The organism is Robinsoniella peoriensis (genome assembly GCF_000797495.1).
Lineage (GTDB): Bacteria > Bacillota > Clostridia > Lachnospirales > Lachnospiraceae > Robinsoniella > Robinsoniella peoriensis.
In genome coordinates, this window is the sequence record NZ_JTGN01000005.1 from 297,943 (window position 1) to 317,680 (window position 19,738).

10 protein-coding genes and 1 pseudogene are annotated in these 19,738 nt (G+C 40.4%); 3 read left to right on the forward strand and 8 right to left on the reverse strand.

The features are described 5' to 3' along the window. Nucleotides 1-78 precede the first annotated feature (78 nt). Nucleotides 79-1,125, reverse strand: coding sequence for a LacI family DNA-binding transcriptional regulator (locus QR40_RS12190; protein WP_044295203.1), 1,047 nt, complete (start codon nt 1,123-1,125; stop codon nt 79-81). Nucleotides 1,126-1,210: 85 nt separating this feature from the next. Next, complete coding sequence (locus tag QR40_RS12195) at nt 1,211-2,965, reverse strand: S8 family peptidase (RefSeq protein WP_044295204.1); 1,755 nt, start codon at nt 2,963-2,965, stop codon at nt 1,211-1,213. Between the two features lie 192 nt (nt 2,966-3,157). On the opposite strand from QR40_RS12195, the gene QR40_RS12200 reads away from it, so the two are divergent. After that, a complete protein-coding gene (locus QR40_RS12200) occupies nt 3,158-5,878 on the forward strand; it encodes a YfhO family protein (RefSeq protein WP_044295205.1) in 2,721 nt (906 codons plus the stop codon). Here QR40_RS12200 and QR40_RS12205 read toward each other — a convergent pair. Continuing rightward, nucleotides 5,875-6,774 (reverse strand): AraC family transcriptional regulator, encoded by a 900-nt coding sequence (locus QR40_RS12205; RefSeq protein WP_027292736.1) that lies wholly within the window; start codon nt 6,772-6,774, stop codon nt 5,875-5,877. The genes QR40_RS12200 and QR40_RS12205 overlap by 4 nt on opposite strands. Nucleotides 6,775-6,977: 203 nt before the next feature. On the opposite strand from QR40_RS12205, the gene QR40_RS12210 reads away from it, so the two are divergent. Both QR40_RS12210 and QR40_RS12215 read left to right on the forward strand, forming a co-directional pair. Further along, a complete protein-coding gene (locus tag QR40_RS12210) occupies nt 6,978-7,601 on the forward strand; it encodes a sugar O-acetyltransferase (RefSeq protein ID WP_027292735.1) in 624 nt (207 codons plus the stop codon). 10 nt (nt 7,602-7,611) lie between these two features. Further along, a complete protein-coding gene (locus QR40_RS12215; protein WP_044288922.1) occupies nt 7,612-9,030 on the forward strand; it encodes an MATE family efflux transporter in 1,419 nt (472 codons plus the stop codon). 86 nt (nt 9,031-9,116) lie between these two features. On the opposite strand, the gene QR40_RS29805 is transcribed toward QR40_RS12215, so the two are convergent. The 5 genes and pseudogenes from QR40_RS29805 to QR40_RS29810 all read right to left on the reverse strand — a co-directional run bounded on the left by QR40_RS29805 (nt 9,117) and on the right by QR40_RS29810 (nt 19,469). Then, on the reverse strand, nt 9,117-15,206 hold the full coding sequence (locus tag QR40_RS29805; RefSeq protein WP_052430821.1) for a family 78 glycoside hydrolase catalytic domain: 6,090 nt from the start codon (nt 15,204-15,206) through the stop codon (nt 9,117-9,119). 13 nt (nt 15,207-15,219) lie between these two features. Continuing rightward, nucleotides 15,220-15,348, reverse strand: a pseudogene (locus QR40_RS33660) (DUF6783 domain-containing protein); the annotation flags it as partial. A gap of 257 nt (nt 15,349-15,605) precedes the next feature. After that, nucleotides 15,606-16,394: a nucleotidyltransferase domain-containing protein gene (locus QR40_RS12225; protein WP_044295206.1), complete on the reverse strand. Its 789-nt coding sequence runs from the start codon at nt 16,392-16,394 to the stop codon at nt 15,606-15,608. 134 nt (nt 16,395-16,528) lie between these two features. Further along, entirely contained in the window at nt 16,529-17,497 is a 969-nt protein-coding gene (locus tag QR40_RS12230) for a glycosyltransferase family 2 protein (RefSeq protein ID WP_044295208.1), read from the reverse strand. Between the two features lie 13 nt (nt 17,498-17,510). Continuing rightward, nucleotides 17,511-19,469 (reverse strand): hypothetical protein, encoded by a 1,959-nt coding sequence (locus QR40_RS29810; protein WP_052430822.1) that lies wholly within the window; start codon nt 19,467-19,469, stop codon nt 17,511-17,513. Nucleotides 19,470-19,738: the final 269 nt, after the last annotated feature.

Genomic DNA, 19,738 nt, shown 5'->3' on the forward strand with positions numbered 1-19,738 from the left:
TGCTTTGTAGCCGGGGGAGTGTACGTAAAGATGGGGCGTGGCGGAATTACTTTGCAGAATTGAATTATCAAACAGACTTTAGGAATAAATATACTTAGTTTTATCGAAAACACTGTCCCCTTCCAGAATTCTGGTTTTATAATAGATTCTGACAGTCTCTTCTTCCGCTTCTTCCATATGACGCAGCAGGTGCTTGACTGCCGCCAGATGGCGCTTTGTATGCGTTCCTTTTATAAGCGTCAGATTAATTCCGAGAAGACTAACCGGAGGCAGTGCATCGAATCCCACCAGGGAAACATCCCTTGGAATCCGGATCTGCCTCTCCAGAAGTGCTTTGCTGACTCCCAGTGAAATCACCGAACTCTCCAAAATAAAAGCCGTAGTACGAAAGATTCCTTCATCCAGATATTTGACCATGGACTCATAAACCTCAGCAACTGTATTCCCCAGGTGCCTGATCCGGTTGCACGCATCCCCGCATTCCCGCTTTGCCATCTCCAGGATAAATGCTTCCCGCCGTTCTACAAAATTAAAAATATCGATATTCTCCGCTAAATAAACAATATGGCTGTGCCCTTTATCAACCAGATAATCCACACCCCGTCGGATTCCCTCCCGGTTGTCTACCAGATAGCTGTCCAATCCCTGGTCATAGAACAAATTATCCCCCACAACAATGGGAATCTTCATTTGGAGAAATGGATAAATATCACTCTGCAGCATTTCAGCAGCCATAATATATATTCCCCTGACATTTTTATCCTTACATTTCTTTATCAGGTTTTCCAGATTTTCTTTTTTTTCATGAAAAGTCATGTGCAGAAACTGATATCCGTTCCGATTGACAACACGCTCCAGCTCCTCCATAAAAATTTCTCCGCTTTTACTGGTGCTGCGTTCAAGAATCACCCCATGTTTGACGTAATTAAGCATCAGCACCATCCCTTTATCCACCGCGCATGCACTCAGTCTTTCTTCTTTATACAGCATCTGCATCCGGTCTGCATATTCCAGTATTTTCTTTTTGGTTTCCTCATTTACACCCGGCCGGTCATTTAATGCCAGGGAAACCGTTGCCGGGGATACTTTCAGTGCTTTTGCAATGTCTTTGGCTTTTAAACGCATTCCTACTCCTTTTACCTATATTTATCTGTTGTTTTGTCCATTGTATCATAATTCCATTAAATATCCTATCGCTAACTGTTTCCAATCATTCCCTCAGCCTGAGTATTGACTGGTATAAATTCAACACTCCCATTCCCCACTCTCTGTTGGGATAAATATAAGCCGGATTCCGATCGGCTCCCCGTAACAGATAAGTCTTGATGGAAGCAGAATTCATACTGAGATTATGTCCCTGCACAATTCCCCACGACATCAAAACTGCAGCTGCACCTGCCACATGGGCTGCCGCAATTGAGCTACCCGACTGATATGTCATGGGAATTCCAGACTCTGACAGGACACCGGAAATCCCCGGACCATATACGTCCACCCCGGGAGCCACCAGATTTGGTTTCAAAAAGTTAACCCTGTTAAATCCATAACCTGTATGAATATAAAGGCTGCCGTCCCTGTGATTATAAGCACCTACCGTTATGCTGCTGTACGTATTTCCCGGCTCGGTAATTGTGGTAAATGGATCAGGATTCAAAAAAACTGTATGTTCTGTAATAAACCCAGTTATTGGAAGCCACATATGATAACTGCCTGTAATATAAAGAGAATTATATACCCGAATCCTCCATATCCCATGAGTCGGCGACACAAAACGCATCATAATAAACTGGCTCCCGGATCCTTGCTCCGAAATTCCATAATGAACGGAAATCTGTGTATTTTCTAATGTGAAGGTAACCAGAGTATCATTTTCTGAATCTAGCGGCAGCCTTTGAATGACCTGTCCTCCGGGTGATACAAATCCTACGGTATAAAGTTCAGGAGTGGATGCCCAAAGCTCCATTACGAATCCTTTTTCATCCGTCCCCACAAGCAATTCAACATCTTCGTACTCCATATTCGATGTTATATTTCCAAGAAAATGATGATGTCTTCCCACTTCATTCCCGGTTGCTACCACAGAAGCAAATCCCGTGATCAGATTTGTCCTCCTGAGCAGAAGCCCAAGCGGTGATGATCCTTCATGGCTTCCAAGATTAGTTCCAAGCCCAATACAGATAACCAGAGGCATTCTATAGCGTGCCGATACAAGAGCCAAATACTTTATCCCCATCATAATATCATTTTCCTGATATGCCACAGCAGAATCCTGAATGCAGTAAAAATCACGTAAATATTTTTTAGATTCTTTCAATTTTACAACTGCAATATTGCATTCAGGCGCTACTCCGATAAAATCAGAATTTTCCGATTCCGAACCGGCTGCTATGCCTGCAATAAAAGTTCCATGTCCGTTTTCATCTATACTTGGAACAACAGACAGAGGCTGTTCCGAAGCCAGTGCCAGATTAATCTGTTCGTTGGTATATTCTGTTCCATAAATAATTGTATCATTTACCGTAAATCCCGGTATTCCAGGTGGCAGCTCATTAGTTCCATTTTCAGACGGCAGATTCTGATCCCAAATACCTAAAATACGGGACCTTCCATCCACATGCCTAAATAATGGATTCCGGTAATCAATGCCCGTATCAATAAAACCTATAATGGTGCCCTGCCCCCGCAGGTTCAAAACAGGCTGATTAATTGTTTCAATAATACCGGAAGCTTCCAGACTTGATGTGTCTAGTAGCGTATAAAGTTTCGGGATGGAAAAATATTTATATTTGTGCGTGGTAATTGGGACTGCATCTTCCATAGGAACATACAGGATAGAAAACTGACTGTCCGCATAATCTGCACATGCCCCCGTATTATCCTTAAGGACACCGTCTAAATCATAGGTGTTGTTTGATATAATAAAATCAGCAAATTCCTCTGATGCTACATTTTTCTGGCACTCCATGTAATTCTCCCGTACTGCTTTTTTTAAAATCTATGCTGAACTAGCTGGAAACATACTAACCTTCCCAGAGCGCTTTTTGGCGGCACGCAGTCTAAAAATCTGTATACTTCACTGGTTAATTATGGTATTATTTTATTAATAAAAGATCCCGTTTACAATAATCAGAAAGGTTTTATAAATATGCTATCTTCGATGAAAAAGAACGACACAAAAAGTAAAGATGATTTTGGTATTCCCTATTACGCATTATACAGTATTTTATTTTTAATGATCGGCGGCATATGTTTTTTCTGCCTGTTTTCTCAGAATAAATCTCTGGTCTCTAATGGAGATGCCCTTAATCAGCATTTTTCTGCCCTTGGCTACTATGGAAAGTATTTACGGGGAATCCTAAGAACATTTTTTGAAACGGGAAATCTGTCTATCCCCCTATGGGATTCTAAGCTGGGATTTGGTGCAGACGTAATCACTACTCTAAATTATTATGTAATCGGAGATCCCCTTACGCTGCTTTCGGCGCTTGTTCCAGCTTCTAAAACAGAGTATTTATATGGATTTTTAATTATTCTGCGGCTCTATCTGTCAGGTTTGGGATTTTTATTATACTGCCGTGTTATGAAAAAAGATAGGCTCTCATCTATTTGCGGAGCATTTGTCTACACTTTTTCTGCATATGCACTGTATGCTTCCACAACACACCCTTTTTTCGCTAATTCTATGATATACCTGCCTTTCCTGTTAATAGGAATCGAAAAAATATTTCAAAATAAAACACCTTATCTCTTTATAATCATGGTCTTTATTTCAGCACTCAGCAATTTTTACTTTTTCTACGTTTTAAGTATTTTAATTTTCATATATGCAGTGGTTCGCTTTTTTGATTATTACAAAGAACGCAGGGGACACCATTTTTTATTATGTCTGGGGCGCTTCAGTGGTTATTACTTTTCAGGTGTTCTGCTCTCCGGCATCTTATTACTGCCCGGTATCCTGGCTGCATTATCTACCAGGCGCTTCAACATGGACAATGCCGTACCGTTGTTCTATCAATATAGTTACTACAAAAAGCTTCTGTTTGGTATTTTTACAGGTCAGGGTGCAGGGAACTGGACTTTCATTGGCTGCTCCATTATAACCTTTCCTGCGCTTGTCATTTTATTAATGCAGAGAAAAAAATACCGGAACCTGAAAGTCTGCTTCCTGATCCTGACAGGATTTCTGTTAATACCTTACATTGGTCATATTTTTAATGTTTTCTCCTATTCCATAAACCGTTGGAGTTATGCATATTGTTTTATGATGGCATTTATCCTGGTGTGTATGATACCTGAGTTTTTACATATAACAAAGAAAAAATTCATACTGTTAACATGCATCACTGTCTGTTATCTCATACTCTGCAATACCATTGGAAGAAACACCGGGGACAGTTTTCTTAAATTTGGAACTTTACTGGTACTAACAGTTCTGGCTCTGCCACTGATATCTTTTCTATATAAGAATCAGTCTATCAGACCTCATCTGCGCGAGCCAATAACATATTTATCAATTCTCATATTGATTACCGCAGGAATTGCATGTTATGGATTTGACCAATTTTATTCGGAACACCCGGACGAAAGCAGATTCCACAACAGAGATGCAGCCTATTCCGTCATTGTGAATGAACCGCTCAGCACGCTAAATCAGTTAAATGATCCTGATTTCTTCCGCTATGAACTTATGGGACAGGCTTCGAATATCTCCCGTACTAACTCCGCCCTGCTAAACGGCTTAAATGGTATGGATTTTTATTATAGTATAGCAGATGAAAATGTGAGCAAATTTCTGTTTGAAGTATCAGGGTCCTTTCGCAGTACTAACTGCTATCGCGGATTGGACAATCGCATTATTCTGGATTCCCTTGCAAATGTGAAATATCAGGTTACCGACAACACAACAAAAGAAAATCCATTTTACGGCTATGCATTGCTTCAAACACCTCAAGCCGGGACCTCGGCCTGCCAAATATACCAGAATCAGAATATGCTGCCCTTTGGATATACTTATGACAGTTATCTCCCCAGAGCGGATTATGAATCGCTTAGCCCTACACAAAAACAGGCGGCGATGCTTCAGGCTGCTGTTCTGGATTCAGATACCGGTAATCTCAAAAAAGCGGAAGTTCAATATACCGATTTGAAAGTGCCATACAAAATAAAATCCTCTAAAAATGTAACTTATGAAAACGGGAGCTTTTATGTAAAAAAACCTTCTGCATCGGTAACATTTGTTTTTAATGGAATTCCGGACTCTGAAAATTACCTTATCTTCCAGAATCTCCAATATAAAGGAGAAACTCAGAGCAAAAGTAAAAGTACAGAAACATCTGCCGAGATCACTGCTGCAGCAAACGATATTACGAAAAGCCTGACCGTGTTGACTCCGGAATACCGCTGGTATGAAGGCCGAAACAACTATCTCTTAAACTTTGCTTACAGCAGCAGCCCCTTGAAAGAGATCACGATTACATTTCAGCGTAAAGGTTCCTATACCTTTGATGATATCATTGTCAACTGCCAGCCAATGGATCATTATATTTCGCAGATAAACCTTTTGAAACAGGATTATCTTAAAAATACGGTATTTTCGCCTAACCGGATCAAGGGATCTATTCATTTGGATTCCTCCAGGCTCTTATGTATGACCATCCCTTATTCCAAGGGCTGGAGCGCCTATGTGAATGGCAATAAAACAGAACTTTACAGAGTAAATACTATTTATTCCGGAATTTTACTGGATGCAGGTGAGCATAAAGTGGAACTGAAGTATTTTACTCCCGGCTTGGGGGCAGGCATCTTTTGTTCTCTGCTGGGCATCATTTGCTTTATAGGTATTATACGATACCGGAAATTTCAGAACAGGAGATCCTAGGTCCAGTCATTTTTCCTGTATTTTTCCGGTGAGATTCCATTCTGTTTGCGAAATGCCTTACAGTAGTAGCTTGCGTCATGGAAACCACAGGCGTACGCTATTTCTGTAATAGATTGGGTTTCCTGTTTTAACAATTTCTTGCTTTGATTGATCCGGAATTCCAGAAGATAGCCAAAGGGTGTCATATTCAGGATTCGATGGAAAAGCCTGTTACAGCTGCTCTTGCTGATATTCGCGGCATTTGCCATATCTTCCAGGGTAATTGATTCCGTATAATGTTTTTTAATATACAGCATGATTTTCATAATGCTGTAATTGGAGGAATCTACCGGTGAAGATGATGCAGTACAAAGCCCCGGAATGTTTTGTATCATATCAATAAATATCTGCTGTAATGAATGCTGTACTAAAAATTCTCTTTCAAAACCATTGGAAGCTGCCGCCTGATTCAGTTTGTGTATATGTGACAGACAGATCATTTCCCATGAAGTGGATTGATTGAAAATATGATATGGAACACAGCCATTTTGCATAAGCGGAATAATATATTTGGCCGCTATTAAACTTTGCATGGTTTCTGAAATAAATTCCGGTGCAAAAGTATAGCTGTAATAAACCGGATTTTCATTCTGGGCAGGTTTTACCTGATGCAGAACCTTGGAGTTAATAAAAACTGCTTCTCCAGGGCCCATCTCAAAAGTATCAGAACTTACCGAAAAATGAAAATGACCGGATTCAACATAGGTTAATTCAAAATCATTATGCCAATGCCAGGGGACGATACCCATATCCAGATTAAGGGTAAGACCGGTGGATATCAGAATGGGATATATAGAGGTTCCATGTTCTTCTAACTGCTTCAATGTGTGATCCGTTTTTATAATAGGTGTTTCCATTTACATATTCCTTTCGCACTATGCCTGATCTGGCTTTACTAGTGAGCCTATTCGGGAGCTTTCTGACAATATATTTATAAAAAATGACATTATCACTATATAAACAAATAAATATTAGTAATATAATACCATAAGGTCCGTAAAAGGAACAGCATAAAATAATATGAAAAAATAATACAAAACAGTGTAAGGAGGATATACGAATGGATAATATTGAAAGAAGAGATCGGGAAATGCCGTATATTTCAGATGATGCGGTATTTGAGGAACAAAAAATAACCAGAAAACTTTTACAGGAATTTAATTTTATGGATCGGTCAGATTTTGACGGTCTTGGTAAATTAGTAAAACAGATACTTGGAAAATCCGGAGAGGGCACTTTTATTAATCCACCTTTTTATTGTGATTATGGAAGCCATATTGAAGTAGGTGACAATTTTTTTGCTAATTATAATTGCAGCATTATCGATGTGGCTAAAGTGACGATAGGTAATAATGTAATGTTAGCGCCAAATGTTGCAATTTACACAGCTGGACATCCGATTCACCCTGATTCCAGAAATTCCGCGTATGAATACGGAATAAAGGTAACCATTGGCAGTAATGTCTGGATTGGGGGAAATGTTGTAATCAATCCCGGAGTGACCATTGGGGATAATGTAGTAATCGGAGCAGGAAGTGTAGTTACCAGAGATATTCCCGCTAATGTAGTAGCTGTTGGAAATCCCTGCAGAGTAATGAAACAGATTACGGAAAATGACCGCAAATATTATTATAAAGATAGAGAATTCGATGAGGAAGCATGGGCAAATATCTCCGGAAAGTGATTAAGGTAAGATGAAAAATTTAAAAAGTATGATCCCTGCAAAAGGGGGATTTTATGGTAATCTCTTAGCCCTTGTGTTTCCGATTGCATTCCAGAATCTAATGACCGCTGCCGTGAGTGCGGCGGACGTTGTTATGGTAGGGGTTGTAAGCCAGACTGCGCTGTCTGCAGTCTCCCTGGCGAGCCAGGTTCAATTTGTCCTCAGCCTGTTTTATGCAGGTCTTACCATAGGGACAACAATTCTTGCCGCCCAGTATTGGGGTAAAGGTGATAAGTCCGTGGTGGAACAAGTTCTTGGGATTTCTATTAAATTATCACTTGTCATCTCAGTCCTGTTTGCCGTTGGAGCGATTTTTTTCACCGGACAGCTGATGATGATTTTTACATCTGATCCCGAACTGATAGCTACGGGGATTCCTTACTTAAGAATCGTGGGAATTTCTTATCTGTTTACCAGTGTTTCCCAGATATATCTCTGCATTATGAAAAATACCGGCAAGGCATTGTTAAGTACTATTATCAGTTCCACTGCTATGATTTTAAATATTTTATTAAATGCAGTATTTGTATTTGGCCTTTTCGGCGCTCCTAAATTAGGTGTAGCGGGCGTGGCTATTGCAACAACTATTTCCCGGGCAGTGGAACTAATCTGGTGCATCGCAGAATCCCTCAAAGAAAATAATATTCACATTCGAATCAAATATATTATAAAAAATAATTGGGAACTGTTTAAAGATTTTATGCACTATTCTACACCTGTATTAGGAAATGAGCTGGTATGGGGTTGTGGGTTCACCATGTATTCCGTTATTATGGGACATCTTGGAAGTGATGCTGTAGCGGCAAATTCCATTGCCAATATCGTTAAAAACCTAGCAATCTCTCTTTGCATCGGTGTCAGCAGCGGAGGTGCAATTCTACTTGGAATCGAGTTAGGAAAAAGAGATTTAAAACTGGCTAAACTATATGCTGCCAGGCTTTGTAAACTTTCCCTGATTACCGGTGTGATCGGCGGAGGCATTATACTTGCCGCCAGACCCTTTATCCTGGATTTTGCATCTTTATCTGATCTGGCAAGAGGATACTTAAGTACGATGCTGTATATCTGTTCCTATTACGTTATTGGGAAGTCAATCAATTCTACTATTATCGCGGGGATCTTCTGTGCCGGAGGGGATACTAAATTTGGATTTATCTGCGATACCATTGATATGTGGCTGTTTGCAGTCCCTTTGGGACTTTTATGTGCATTCATTTTCAACCTGCCGGTTGGCTGGGTATACTTTATCATCAGTATGGATGAACTTGTAAAGCTGCCATTCGTATACCGGCATTACAAGAAATACCTCTGGCTTAAGAATATTACACGGGAGTTTGACAACATTAATCCTGATGGAGACTTAGCAGCAATTAAAAAAAAGGCGGTATAGCGCATCATGCTATACCGTCTGTTTTTTTATCTTCTGTTATATATCTTCTGTATTTGAATTACTTTTGAACTACTTTTGAACTACTTTTAAACTACTTCTACTTTTACTTTTGTGCTCTTTCCATTGCTGGTTTTAATTGTGATTACGGCTTTTCCTTTTTTCTTAGCCACTATTTTTCCTTTCTTATTTACTGAAACAAATCTACTGGCAGAAGTTGTATAGGTAATTTTATCCGTTGCCGTAATTGGTGACCTGGAGATCTTCAATTGGTAACTCTTCCCTTTTTTCAATGTAACTTTCTTCTTATCTGCAGTAATCTTATTCGTTTTTACAGCGCTTTTTACAACTTTTATTCTGCAGACCGCTTTTGCACCTTTTACGGTTGTAACTATAATACTGGTATTTCCAGCTTTTTTTGCAGTAATTTTGCCTGATTTCGTTACCGTCGCAATTTTTTTATTTTTACTTGTCCAGCTTTTGATTTTATCTCCTGACAGGAGTCCCGATGCTTTCAACGCTTTTGTGCTCTTCTTTAATTGCAGTTTTATAGAAGATGCGTTTAATTTAACTCTTGGTTTTACTACTTTTATAGAACAGGAACCGGATACGTTACTTCCATCTGCCGCTGTGGCGATGATCCTTACCGTTCCATCTTTTTTAGCTGTGACTTTTCCCTGGTTATCAACAGTTGCGACTTTTGTATCCGATGAAGTCCAATTAAGGTTCTTATTCGTGGCATTTTCCGGAAGTAACACCGCTCTTACCGTAGTTTTCTCTTTAATAAAGATCCGGTTAGCTGATGCAGTAACGGAAATGCGACTAACCTTTACATCCGACGGCGGCACTGCTTTTAATGTTACAGTGGCTGTCCCAAATTTATCAGGATCAACCGCTGATGCAGCCCGAACCGTTAACAGTGCTGCTGTTTCATCTATTCCTACTGTTAGTACACCATCCTTGGAAATTGTGGTAGCCGCACTGTAATTTCCGGTAACGGACCATGTTACTGTCTGCTGAGGTTCATTTTTACCAATTACAGATGCCGTAAATTTCTGTGCGCTTCCTCTTTCCAGTACTGTTGACCCCGGAGATACTTTTACACTTTCTACAACCGGTTCTCTGTCTGCTGCTATCAGGTCTTTCATTGCCTGATTCAAAGCCTGGGCAACAGTGTCCACGGTTTCCTGATCTGCAGTTTCATCACTAAGTATCCTTTGTGCTTCTTCTAATGCATCCTGGAAATTTTTCCAGCTTGATTCCGTATAATCAGCCTGCTTACCCTCATAAGTTTTAGCATCTTCGATTGCTTTTTCCAGAGCAGCTCTATCAATTACCGGTTTGTTATCCCGGTTATAGATCCCCATTTCAGCCAGCTGCAGGAAATAATAATCTCTGTCCGCTGCTGCCGGATCGCCTAATTTTGTTACACGCAGTCTGACATACCTTGCATTTACGAATTCAAAAGTGAATACGGAAGGCTTACCAACTGCCGCTTCATAATCCGTATTGGTTACAATTGTATCGTATTGCGTTTCATTTTCTTTGCGGACTTCAAATGAAAAATCTTTCGGGAAATTCGGTGCCCCTCCGTTGATACTGAGGGTATCTGACCTTGGATAGAGCTGGATACGATTGAAGTCCGTATCTTCCCCTAAATCAATTTCTACCCAATAATCCACGTCCGGTGACTGACCTTGCATCGTAGTATAGCCCAAGCTTTGGGATTCACTGGTTAAAATACCATCTACGAGATTTGCATGTGACCATGCATCGATATCCCAACCTGTTTCATTACTGGTGACCGGCTGCTGTTCCGCCAGGTTTTCACTGCCAATCCATGCAAATTCTGCTGTTAATGTCATATTGCCCTGAGGTGTAACTGTAATCTGTGAGCTCTCAGCAGATTCATCTCCACTCCAACCCACACAGGCGTAATCTACATCATTAACCGGTACCGCTTTGATTGTAACAGCTTTTCCCTTTTCCACTTTAATTCCGGAAGGCATTACCTGCATCTCACTGCCATCCACACTTATGAGACAAGGAATTGTTGTATCTGCATTTTTCAGTGTGATATTACAGTATTCAGCCACACCTGTACTAAAGTGGTACGAGCCGGAAACTGCTTCAAACACAGCTTTATTATCTTTTGTTTCTATGTAGGATAAGCCATCTTTTTCTGCCGTCACTTCTGTATATGATTTTCCATTTACCGTAACTGTTTCACCATCCTCTACCGGAATAGAAATGGTTGCAGTTGTATTTGCAGGTACTACCGCATCATAATTAAATTTGGCATCCTGATAGCTCCAGTTGCTGACAATGCTGCCGTATGCCGAATCATATGTGCAATCCACTTTCTGAATAGACTGATCCGGTGATGGCTGAAGAATAATATGCTTGAATCCCGGGTTCTGGGTGTCATACATAATTCCTGCCATGTAGCCATACATCCATTCTGCAACTGCCCCATAAGCATAGTGATTAAATGAGTTCATGCTGACCGGACCAAATCCGTCTTCAATTGTATAAGAATTCCATCGTTCCCATACAGTAGTAGCTCCCTGATCAACTGAATACAGCCAGGATGGATTACCATGCTGAAGCAGCAGCTGATAAGCCACATCGGTTGCTCCGATATCTGATAATGTCTGCATGATAATTGCGGTCCCTAAAAATCCAGTCTGCAGTTTATTGCCATTGCGTTTGATATTATCTAATAGCGCCTGTTTTACTACCGCTTTAGAATTTTCATCCGGCAGTAAATCCATTTTTAATGCCATCAGACATGCCGTTTGTTCTGTACGCTTCAGACTGCCGTCTTCCTGTACAAACATTTCCTGGAAAAATGCTTTTTCTTCTTCATAAAGTGCCTGATACCGCTCTGCATCCTCTGTTTTTCCCAATACCGCAGCCATTTCTGACATCATTGCGGCATCCCAGGCATAATAGGCGATACCAAACAGATTTTGTACTTCATCGTCATTACTTTCATATGCTAACCAGTCACCGTGATTATGGCCTCCGCCCATCTTATTCGTGGATGCCATAAAAATATCCATGAAGTCCTGCATGTTACTATAATTTTCTTCAATGACTGTGGCATCCCCGTACATTTTATAAAGGTTATAGGGTATGATAATACCGGCATCTCCCCATCCAAGCTGTCCGATCTCGCCATATCCGTTGTAAGGTGCAGTATCCGGATAAGCCCCATTGTATTCGCCCTCAGTTACCTGGGAATCATTCATATCATCCATATATTTTCTGAGGAATCCCTTGGAATCTCCGTTATATGCAGCAGCAGTTGAGAATACCTGAGTATCTGCCGTCCACCCTTTCCGCTCATCACGCTGCGGGCAGTCGGTAGGCACTGAGAGATAATTGCTATACTGTCCCCACAAAATATTGCTGATCAACTGATTTACATCGTCATCAGAAGTGGAAATCATTCCAGTATCATCTGCCACGGAACTCACCACAATACCTTTCATTCCATGAATCGTCACATCCTGCGTTGTTGTAACTTCCACATACCGGAAACCATAAAAACTGGAGGTGGAATGATAGCTTTCAATTCCCTCACCATTCATGATATAGCGTCCCGCCGCCTTTGCCGACCGGAGATTGGCTGTATAGATGCTGCCTTGTGCGCCATCATTTCCACGGGATTTCAGTCCGTTATTATCATTGAGCATTTCGCTGTGACGCATGGTCAGGATCGTACCCTTTCTGCCTTCAGCCTGTATCTCATCCCAGCCTGCAAAATTCTGTCCCATATCAAATACTGCTGTCTCTCCTGCTTTCAGAACAAAAGCGGATACCGGAGCATAAGTTCCTGTTATATTGATCCTTCCGAACTGATTTTCATTTGCATCCACAGCACCATCATATACTACCGCAGATTGTGCAGTAAGTTCAAGATCATTACGAACGCGTACAGACGGCCCATCCTGCGGGCAGATGATACCATTAAATTCTTTATTCAGATCCGCATATGTCCACTTTGAATCATCATAACCGGTCTGCCGGAATGACAAGTCTGCATTCGCATCATAGGTTTCACCATTATAAATATCACCATACAGGATAGGTCCCTGAAGCGCAGTCTTCCAACTTCTGTCTGTTCCGATCACTCTGGTCGAACCATCTCCATAAGTCAGCAGCAGCTGAGCACGGAATGCCTCTTCTTTGCCATAAAAACCTGCAACCTGTCCGGACCACCACCCTGAGGTTACATGTGCTGATATCACACTGGTTTCTTCTCCATTTACCATTTGTGTAACATCATAAGTATGGTAAATTGTTCGTTTGGAGTGATGATTATAACCTGGTTTTAGTTCGTCATAAATCACAGATCCATCATCCTGCCTGGTTCCAACACGTTCCCCATTGATGAATACGTCATAAACACCTAATCCGGCAGTGTATAGCTTCGCAGATACCAGATTATCACCAGGTGTTACTTCCTTACGAAAAGTGGAAATCCCCTGAGGCGGCAGAAGAATACCCACGCCCTTTGTTACAAATCTGCCATCCTCTACCGCACCGGAAAGAAATGGGTTTTCATTTTCAAAATCATAGTCATATACAATATCTCCGCTGATATTATCCGTATAATCTACTAATTTAAAATTATCTACTGTTCCGTTTTCCTCAAGATCTGCACGAAATCCCAGATGTGCAATTTGAGGAGCTATTCCTATTGAGTTCTGATCGCTCAGTTCACCAATAGAAAAAGTATCTATTAACTGTTCATTTATGTAAGTTTTTATTTCTTCTTCCGTTACATCAATCTTAATATGTGCGGAATTGGTCTTAAATTCCTCTGCTGAACCTAAATATGAAGTGACATCTTTATTATGACTGCTGTATGTAGCAAAGCTGCCATCCTTCCAGGTATGGGGTTTGAATAAAACCTTTCCCGGCTGATCTTTTGTATTTAACTGAAACATGTAGAAGTTAGATGTATCTGTCGCATTAAATAATAAACTTACCGCATCCGTATGGCAGGTAATATCCGCCTCTACGGAATAATGCACTTTTTCTACTGTTTCTTCCTCTGTTTTCTCCAGCGCAATTGTTTCTACTCCTGTATATTTTGTATTCAGCCTGCCATTTTCAACGGCACCGTCATCAAAAGGATTATAACCATCCTCAAAATCATATTTTTTCAATACAATTCCGTCCGGATCTACAGAATAATCAGTCAGTGTAATATTGTCCATCCACCCTGCTTCATCTTCCATTGAATGAGAGCGGAAGCCCAAACGCCCTATGGTTCCGTTTAATCCAATTCCTCCCAGGTCAGATGCCGGAATCTCCTCAATTAAATGATCATTCAGATAAGTGGATATGGATTCATTAGTGGCAACAACTTTTACGTGCTGAACATCCGTATCTTTTCCGTTTATATACTGTGACACATTCATTTGCCGAATCGTATGGAAATTACCCGCCTTCCTGTAATGTGGTTTAAATTCCATATACCCGTTTTTATTATTAAACTGCCATAACAGAAAATTATTATTGTCTGTAGCTTCCAACAGGAGGCTGACGCTGGTAGTTACAATCTGAATATCGGCTTCCACAACATAATTCGTCTCTCCTGCTGTGGATGTTGGCGGTTCCGTAGAATTTCCTACCTGTATCCACTGGGACTGGTTCCATCCTTCATTTCCCAACAATCCCATTTCAAAGCTGGCTGCATCTGACTGTATTTCATTTCCGTCTTTATCCCATACTACCACCTTCCAATAGTAGGTTGTTGATGCTTCTAAAGGATTGCCTGCATATTTGATTCCCACTGATATGTCACTCAATATCTTTTGAGAGTCCCAGTATACATCAACAAATTCCACATCCTTTGCCACTATAATCTGATATGCTGTCTGGCACTGTCCCATTGCAGTTGAGTTCATTTTCCAGCTAAAAACCGGATTAGCTGTATCAATACCAACCGGATTCACCAGGTCATCTGTTTTTAAATCATATATCGTAGTATCCTGGGTATCGTCAGCAAAGCTGCTGGTATCTTCTTCACCCACCATGCTGATTTCTGCTGCAAATACAGGTGCTTCGAGAGATACAACACTCATTACAACAGCTAACAGCAGCGCTAAACTTTGTTTTCTTTTCTTCCAAAACCGATTACAAATACTTTCTCTCCATTTCATACGTATCTTTTCCCTATCCCTTCTTCTTTTGCTTCATTCCAGAGCGTGTTTGATCATTGCTTTCCGACATCTGTGTGTCACACATTGTGGGGAATTTGTTCCGAAAATACAAGGCGCAGCGAGCTGCCTGACTAACTTCGGGGCAAAATTCACAATTTTTTCCTTTTTAATGCAGAAAAAATATCACTATTATCAATTTTTTCTCATTTAGAATAGCAATAACCCGTCTTTTTTACTAGAGTAATATCTTTTGATTAGAGGTAAAATCTTTCTTTTTCTAAAAACCTCGTCTAGATGCGGATATAAAAATTGGCAAACAACAGGATACCCCGTGTTTGCCAATGTCATTCTAAATATATATTTTAGTCTTTGCTTTTAAATTTCCAGGTGCTATGTATTTTACCACTCATAAATCAACGGCCGTGGCTCTATCCACCACTGCTCAAAATCACTTACATACTGGCTGAGAAGTTTGCTGTGTTCCTTTTCATGAGGATAATCAGTCCAATTCAGATATGCATTTACAACCTTATCACAATTTTCGCTGGACAGGTCAGACTCAAACTCTCTGCAAAGTTCCACAAACCCCTCCGGCTTATTTTCCTGTGCCTGCACCGTCTCCTCCAAACGTCTGTTACACGGGAATAACACCTGATTTTCCTGTAAGATCATTCGATAGCAGCTGTATATAATATCCCCTGCTGTCTTAAGACGCATGTACCCCTCTGGCTTACAGATGCTCCAGAAATAATCGTAATTCAGTTTCAGGCAGCTGTAAAAAGACTGCATCTTTTCAGCCTGTTCCTGCTTCTGGAATACAGGAATTTTTGCTACGATTTCTTCAATTTCCGGATCTATACTGTATACCACTTTTGAGGACATGAATGAATTTCTGGTGGGTTCATTCGCTTTTTTAGCTGCCTGTTTCAGATATTCTTTGGTCATATATTTGATATCAAAGTAGCCGCCTTCATAAGTACATCTGCCGTTAATCGTCTCACTCAGCCTGTTCTCCGCCTTTTTTTCTTCATATCCCCGGGGCGTAAGAATGACCATGGCATCCAGATCCGAATCCGGGCGTTCTGTTCCCTTAGCTACAGAACCTCCAAAAACAATTGCAATCACTTCTTCATTTTTGTTAAAATAGTCCACTAAATTTTTTAGTGATACCTGGTGATGCTTATACATAATTACTCCCTTTCCGGTTGAAAAACCTGCCTGTATTTATCCGCTTTTCTTATTTATATTTTCTTCTTAATTATCTACACATTATACTAATATACTATGAAATGTGCAATAGTAAAAGCGGTTTGGCATAGATTTTAAACCGGGTTTTCTGCCTTTTCATGATCCCCTTTTTCCTGCATTGTCTTATATCCCTCAAATTGATTCAGAGATAATTCAAACTGCTGTCTCTGATTGGTGCTGATTACATTTAAAATCAAACCGCTGAAGTATGACTGTAAAGAAGCCACAACAAGAAAGCCGCAGATAATCAGGGTTGGAAAGCGCTCTACCAAGCCTGTTTTGAAGTATTCTCCCAATACCGGTACAAAAAAAGCAACAGATAAAAGAAACAAAATAACGGCAATAATGCGATAAAAGGAAAAGGGACGGTAATGTTTGTATAGTCTCGCCACCATTTTTAAAACTTTGATTCCATCAGAAAAAGTATTCAGTTTGGAGATACTTCCCTGGGGGCGGTCTTTATAAGAAATGATCACATTTTCCAGGTGCATATTTTTATCCAGTGCATGGATCGTCATCTCTGTCTCAATCTCAAATCCTTTTGATAATACTGGAAATGTCTTGGCAAATCGATAACTAAATGCCCGATAGCCCGTTAGGATATCACGTATATTGTTTGCAAAAAGGAGATTAATCAGCTTGCGCACCACTTTGTTTCCAAGGTTGTGGAACAGTCTTTTATTTTCTTCAAAATATGTAGAAGACAGACGGTCGCCGATTACCATATCAATTCCTTTATCTAACACAAGATCTGCCATTTTCCGGGCATCTTCTGCCGGATAAGTGTCATCGCCATCTACCATCAGATAACACTGTGCATCTATCTCCCGGAACATGGTTCGGATCACTTCTCCTTTCCCCTGCTTCTTTTCATAGCGGACAACCGCTCCTTCCATTCTTGCTATCTCATCCGTTCCGTCGTTGGAATTGTTATCATAGACATAGATAACCGCTTTTGGCAAAGCACGCTTAAAATCCCTGATCACTTTCCCAATGGTAGTACTTTCGTTATAGCATGGTATTAAAACTGCTATTTCATCCATTATCTCACCTCTTTCAATTGCAAAGATACAAACCGCTTAACAACACACTGATCCCTGCTAATACGCCTGTGCCTGCATGGATTGCTGCCTTAAACTGCCTGTCTCTTATCTTGGTTTCCGCCTGCATTATTACCAACACTGCCGGTATGCATAAAAAGATTCCAAAGTCACACATATACCGCATTAATATACCTGCCATCTGCACATCTGCACCCATAATTACAATTGCTGCTGCCAGTGAAACCAAAGCAAAGGCAAACAGCCCTTTTTGCCGGAGTCCCTTTTTCATCTTTATAATGAACACGTTGAGCCATAGGAAAGGATGCAGCATTAAAATCCCCCCATACATTCCTTCGAAAATAGTGATCCCCTGATAGGCAGCCGCAACGTCTACTTTCTGCATAAACGGAAATTGTGTCTGAAAGTTTACCGGCTGCAGCAAAAACATATAGATTCCCAAAGGAAAGCGGTCCAGATGAAATCCTCTGTTTGTCATATCATTAGTAGTAAGATTATAATTTGCCCCGAAATCAAAAGGGGATCCAAATCTTGCATAATTATAATACATTAGCCCTGCTCCAATCAGAAGAAAGGGTAAAAGGCAAATACCAGCCTGTTTCGCCCAGACTCTTTTATCCAGCCTCCATGACTTTTTTAAATGCGGAGCCAAAAGGCAAAAACAGGGGAAACAGGCCGCCAGCATCTGTGGACGGCACCCTGCAGTAAGTGCCAGGCAGATACATCCTGTAAGGACACGTTTTATATGGATTTTCTCCTGCCCCAATCCGGATATTAAAAAATACATTCCCCATACCACAAAGCACATTCCCATAATAATCGGGAGGGCATAAAATGTGGGATATTCTGCTACAATCAGGCTTCCGCTTCCGCAAAATACTAATATTTCCAGAAGCAGCAGCATTCCAAAAGAAGTCTTTTTAAAATATCTTTTTACCAATTCCAACAGCAACATTACAATTCCCAAAACAAACAGTGCTTCGCAAAAGACTGTTCCCGCAACTGTCGGAAACCCCTGTCCGGTAATCAAGTAATATGGAAGATAAAAAAACAGTACCGGGGCAATTCCAAAATAAACATAATATTTTCCTTCAAAGTAGGCGGTATCCCATTCGGACGGAACTTTCAGGTTTTTCCGAAGCTTTGTATCATAGGGATTATCCATAGCCAGCAATTCTTTCGATGGTTCAATATCCAGATAAAAATGTCCTTTCGCCAATGATTGCGCCAGCTTCTCATATTGGTAGTGATGAACCCATGGCGGATCCACATATTTTGCAGTCGCAAATGCGCCAGACAATACCACGCCTAACTCAATACCAATCACCGCCACACAGATGCAGTATTGCTTTTTATTCCTCATATCACATTTAGCCTTCAATAAATTCCGCATGTAATACAGTCCGGATAACAGCATCCATAATATAAAAATCCCTGCTATATTAGAAATATGTAAATTTAAAGGCTTATGAACATTCAGACCAATCTGTTTGATCCAAACTGCTTCTCCTTTTAAATCTTCCAGTTCTATTTTCAGCTTTTTTGCTTTACCACTCAGGTTTAGTTTCACATATTTACCAGCAGCGCTGTTGACACTTATAACAAGGGGTGGAAGTTCATAGTACAGCTCATTTCCTTCATCCGCCGCTGAAATCCGAATTTGGAATTGCCTGATACTCTCCTTTTCCGGCTGCAAATCCAGATATAAATTGTGAACTGCTTCATTGATATCTGTAATTTCAATTACTGCCTCCTCTTTGCTAAAATGCACTTTGCCCGGCTCTTCCGTCTCCTTCTCCACGCTATAGTCAACCGAATATCCCTCTATGGGTGAAAAGGTGAAAGACTCCCAGGTCCGATAATTGACCAGAAAGCATTCTGCCAGGACTGCAATCAATAAACCAATGATTACACTCTTTATCATCTTTCTCTTTGACTCACATTTCATTTTCATTTATTGCCAGCTCCATTCTGTTGTCTGTCTACTTTTTCTCGTTGTAGACCTTACTGTTATCTTAAAATAAGAATCTTTCAACACCCTTACAAAATCAGAGAACATTCTTACAGTTTTGTCATAATTTGTTTAAAACCCTGGATTGAACCTATATTTTTGCCATAAAATAAAAAATACTAACCGGCGATATGGAAAGACATGGACGCTGAATTGAAATCCATTTTTCTTTTGTATCGTCAATTAGTAATTCATAAAGTTTGGTTTTAGCT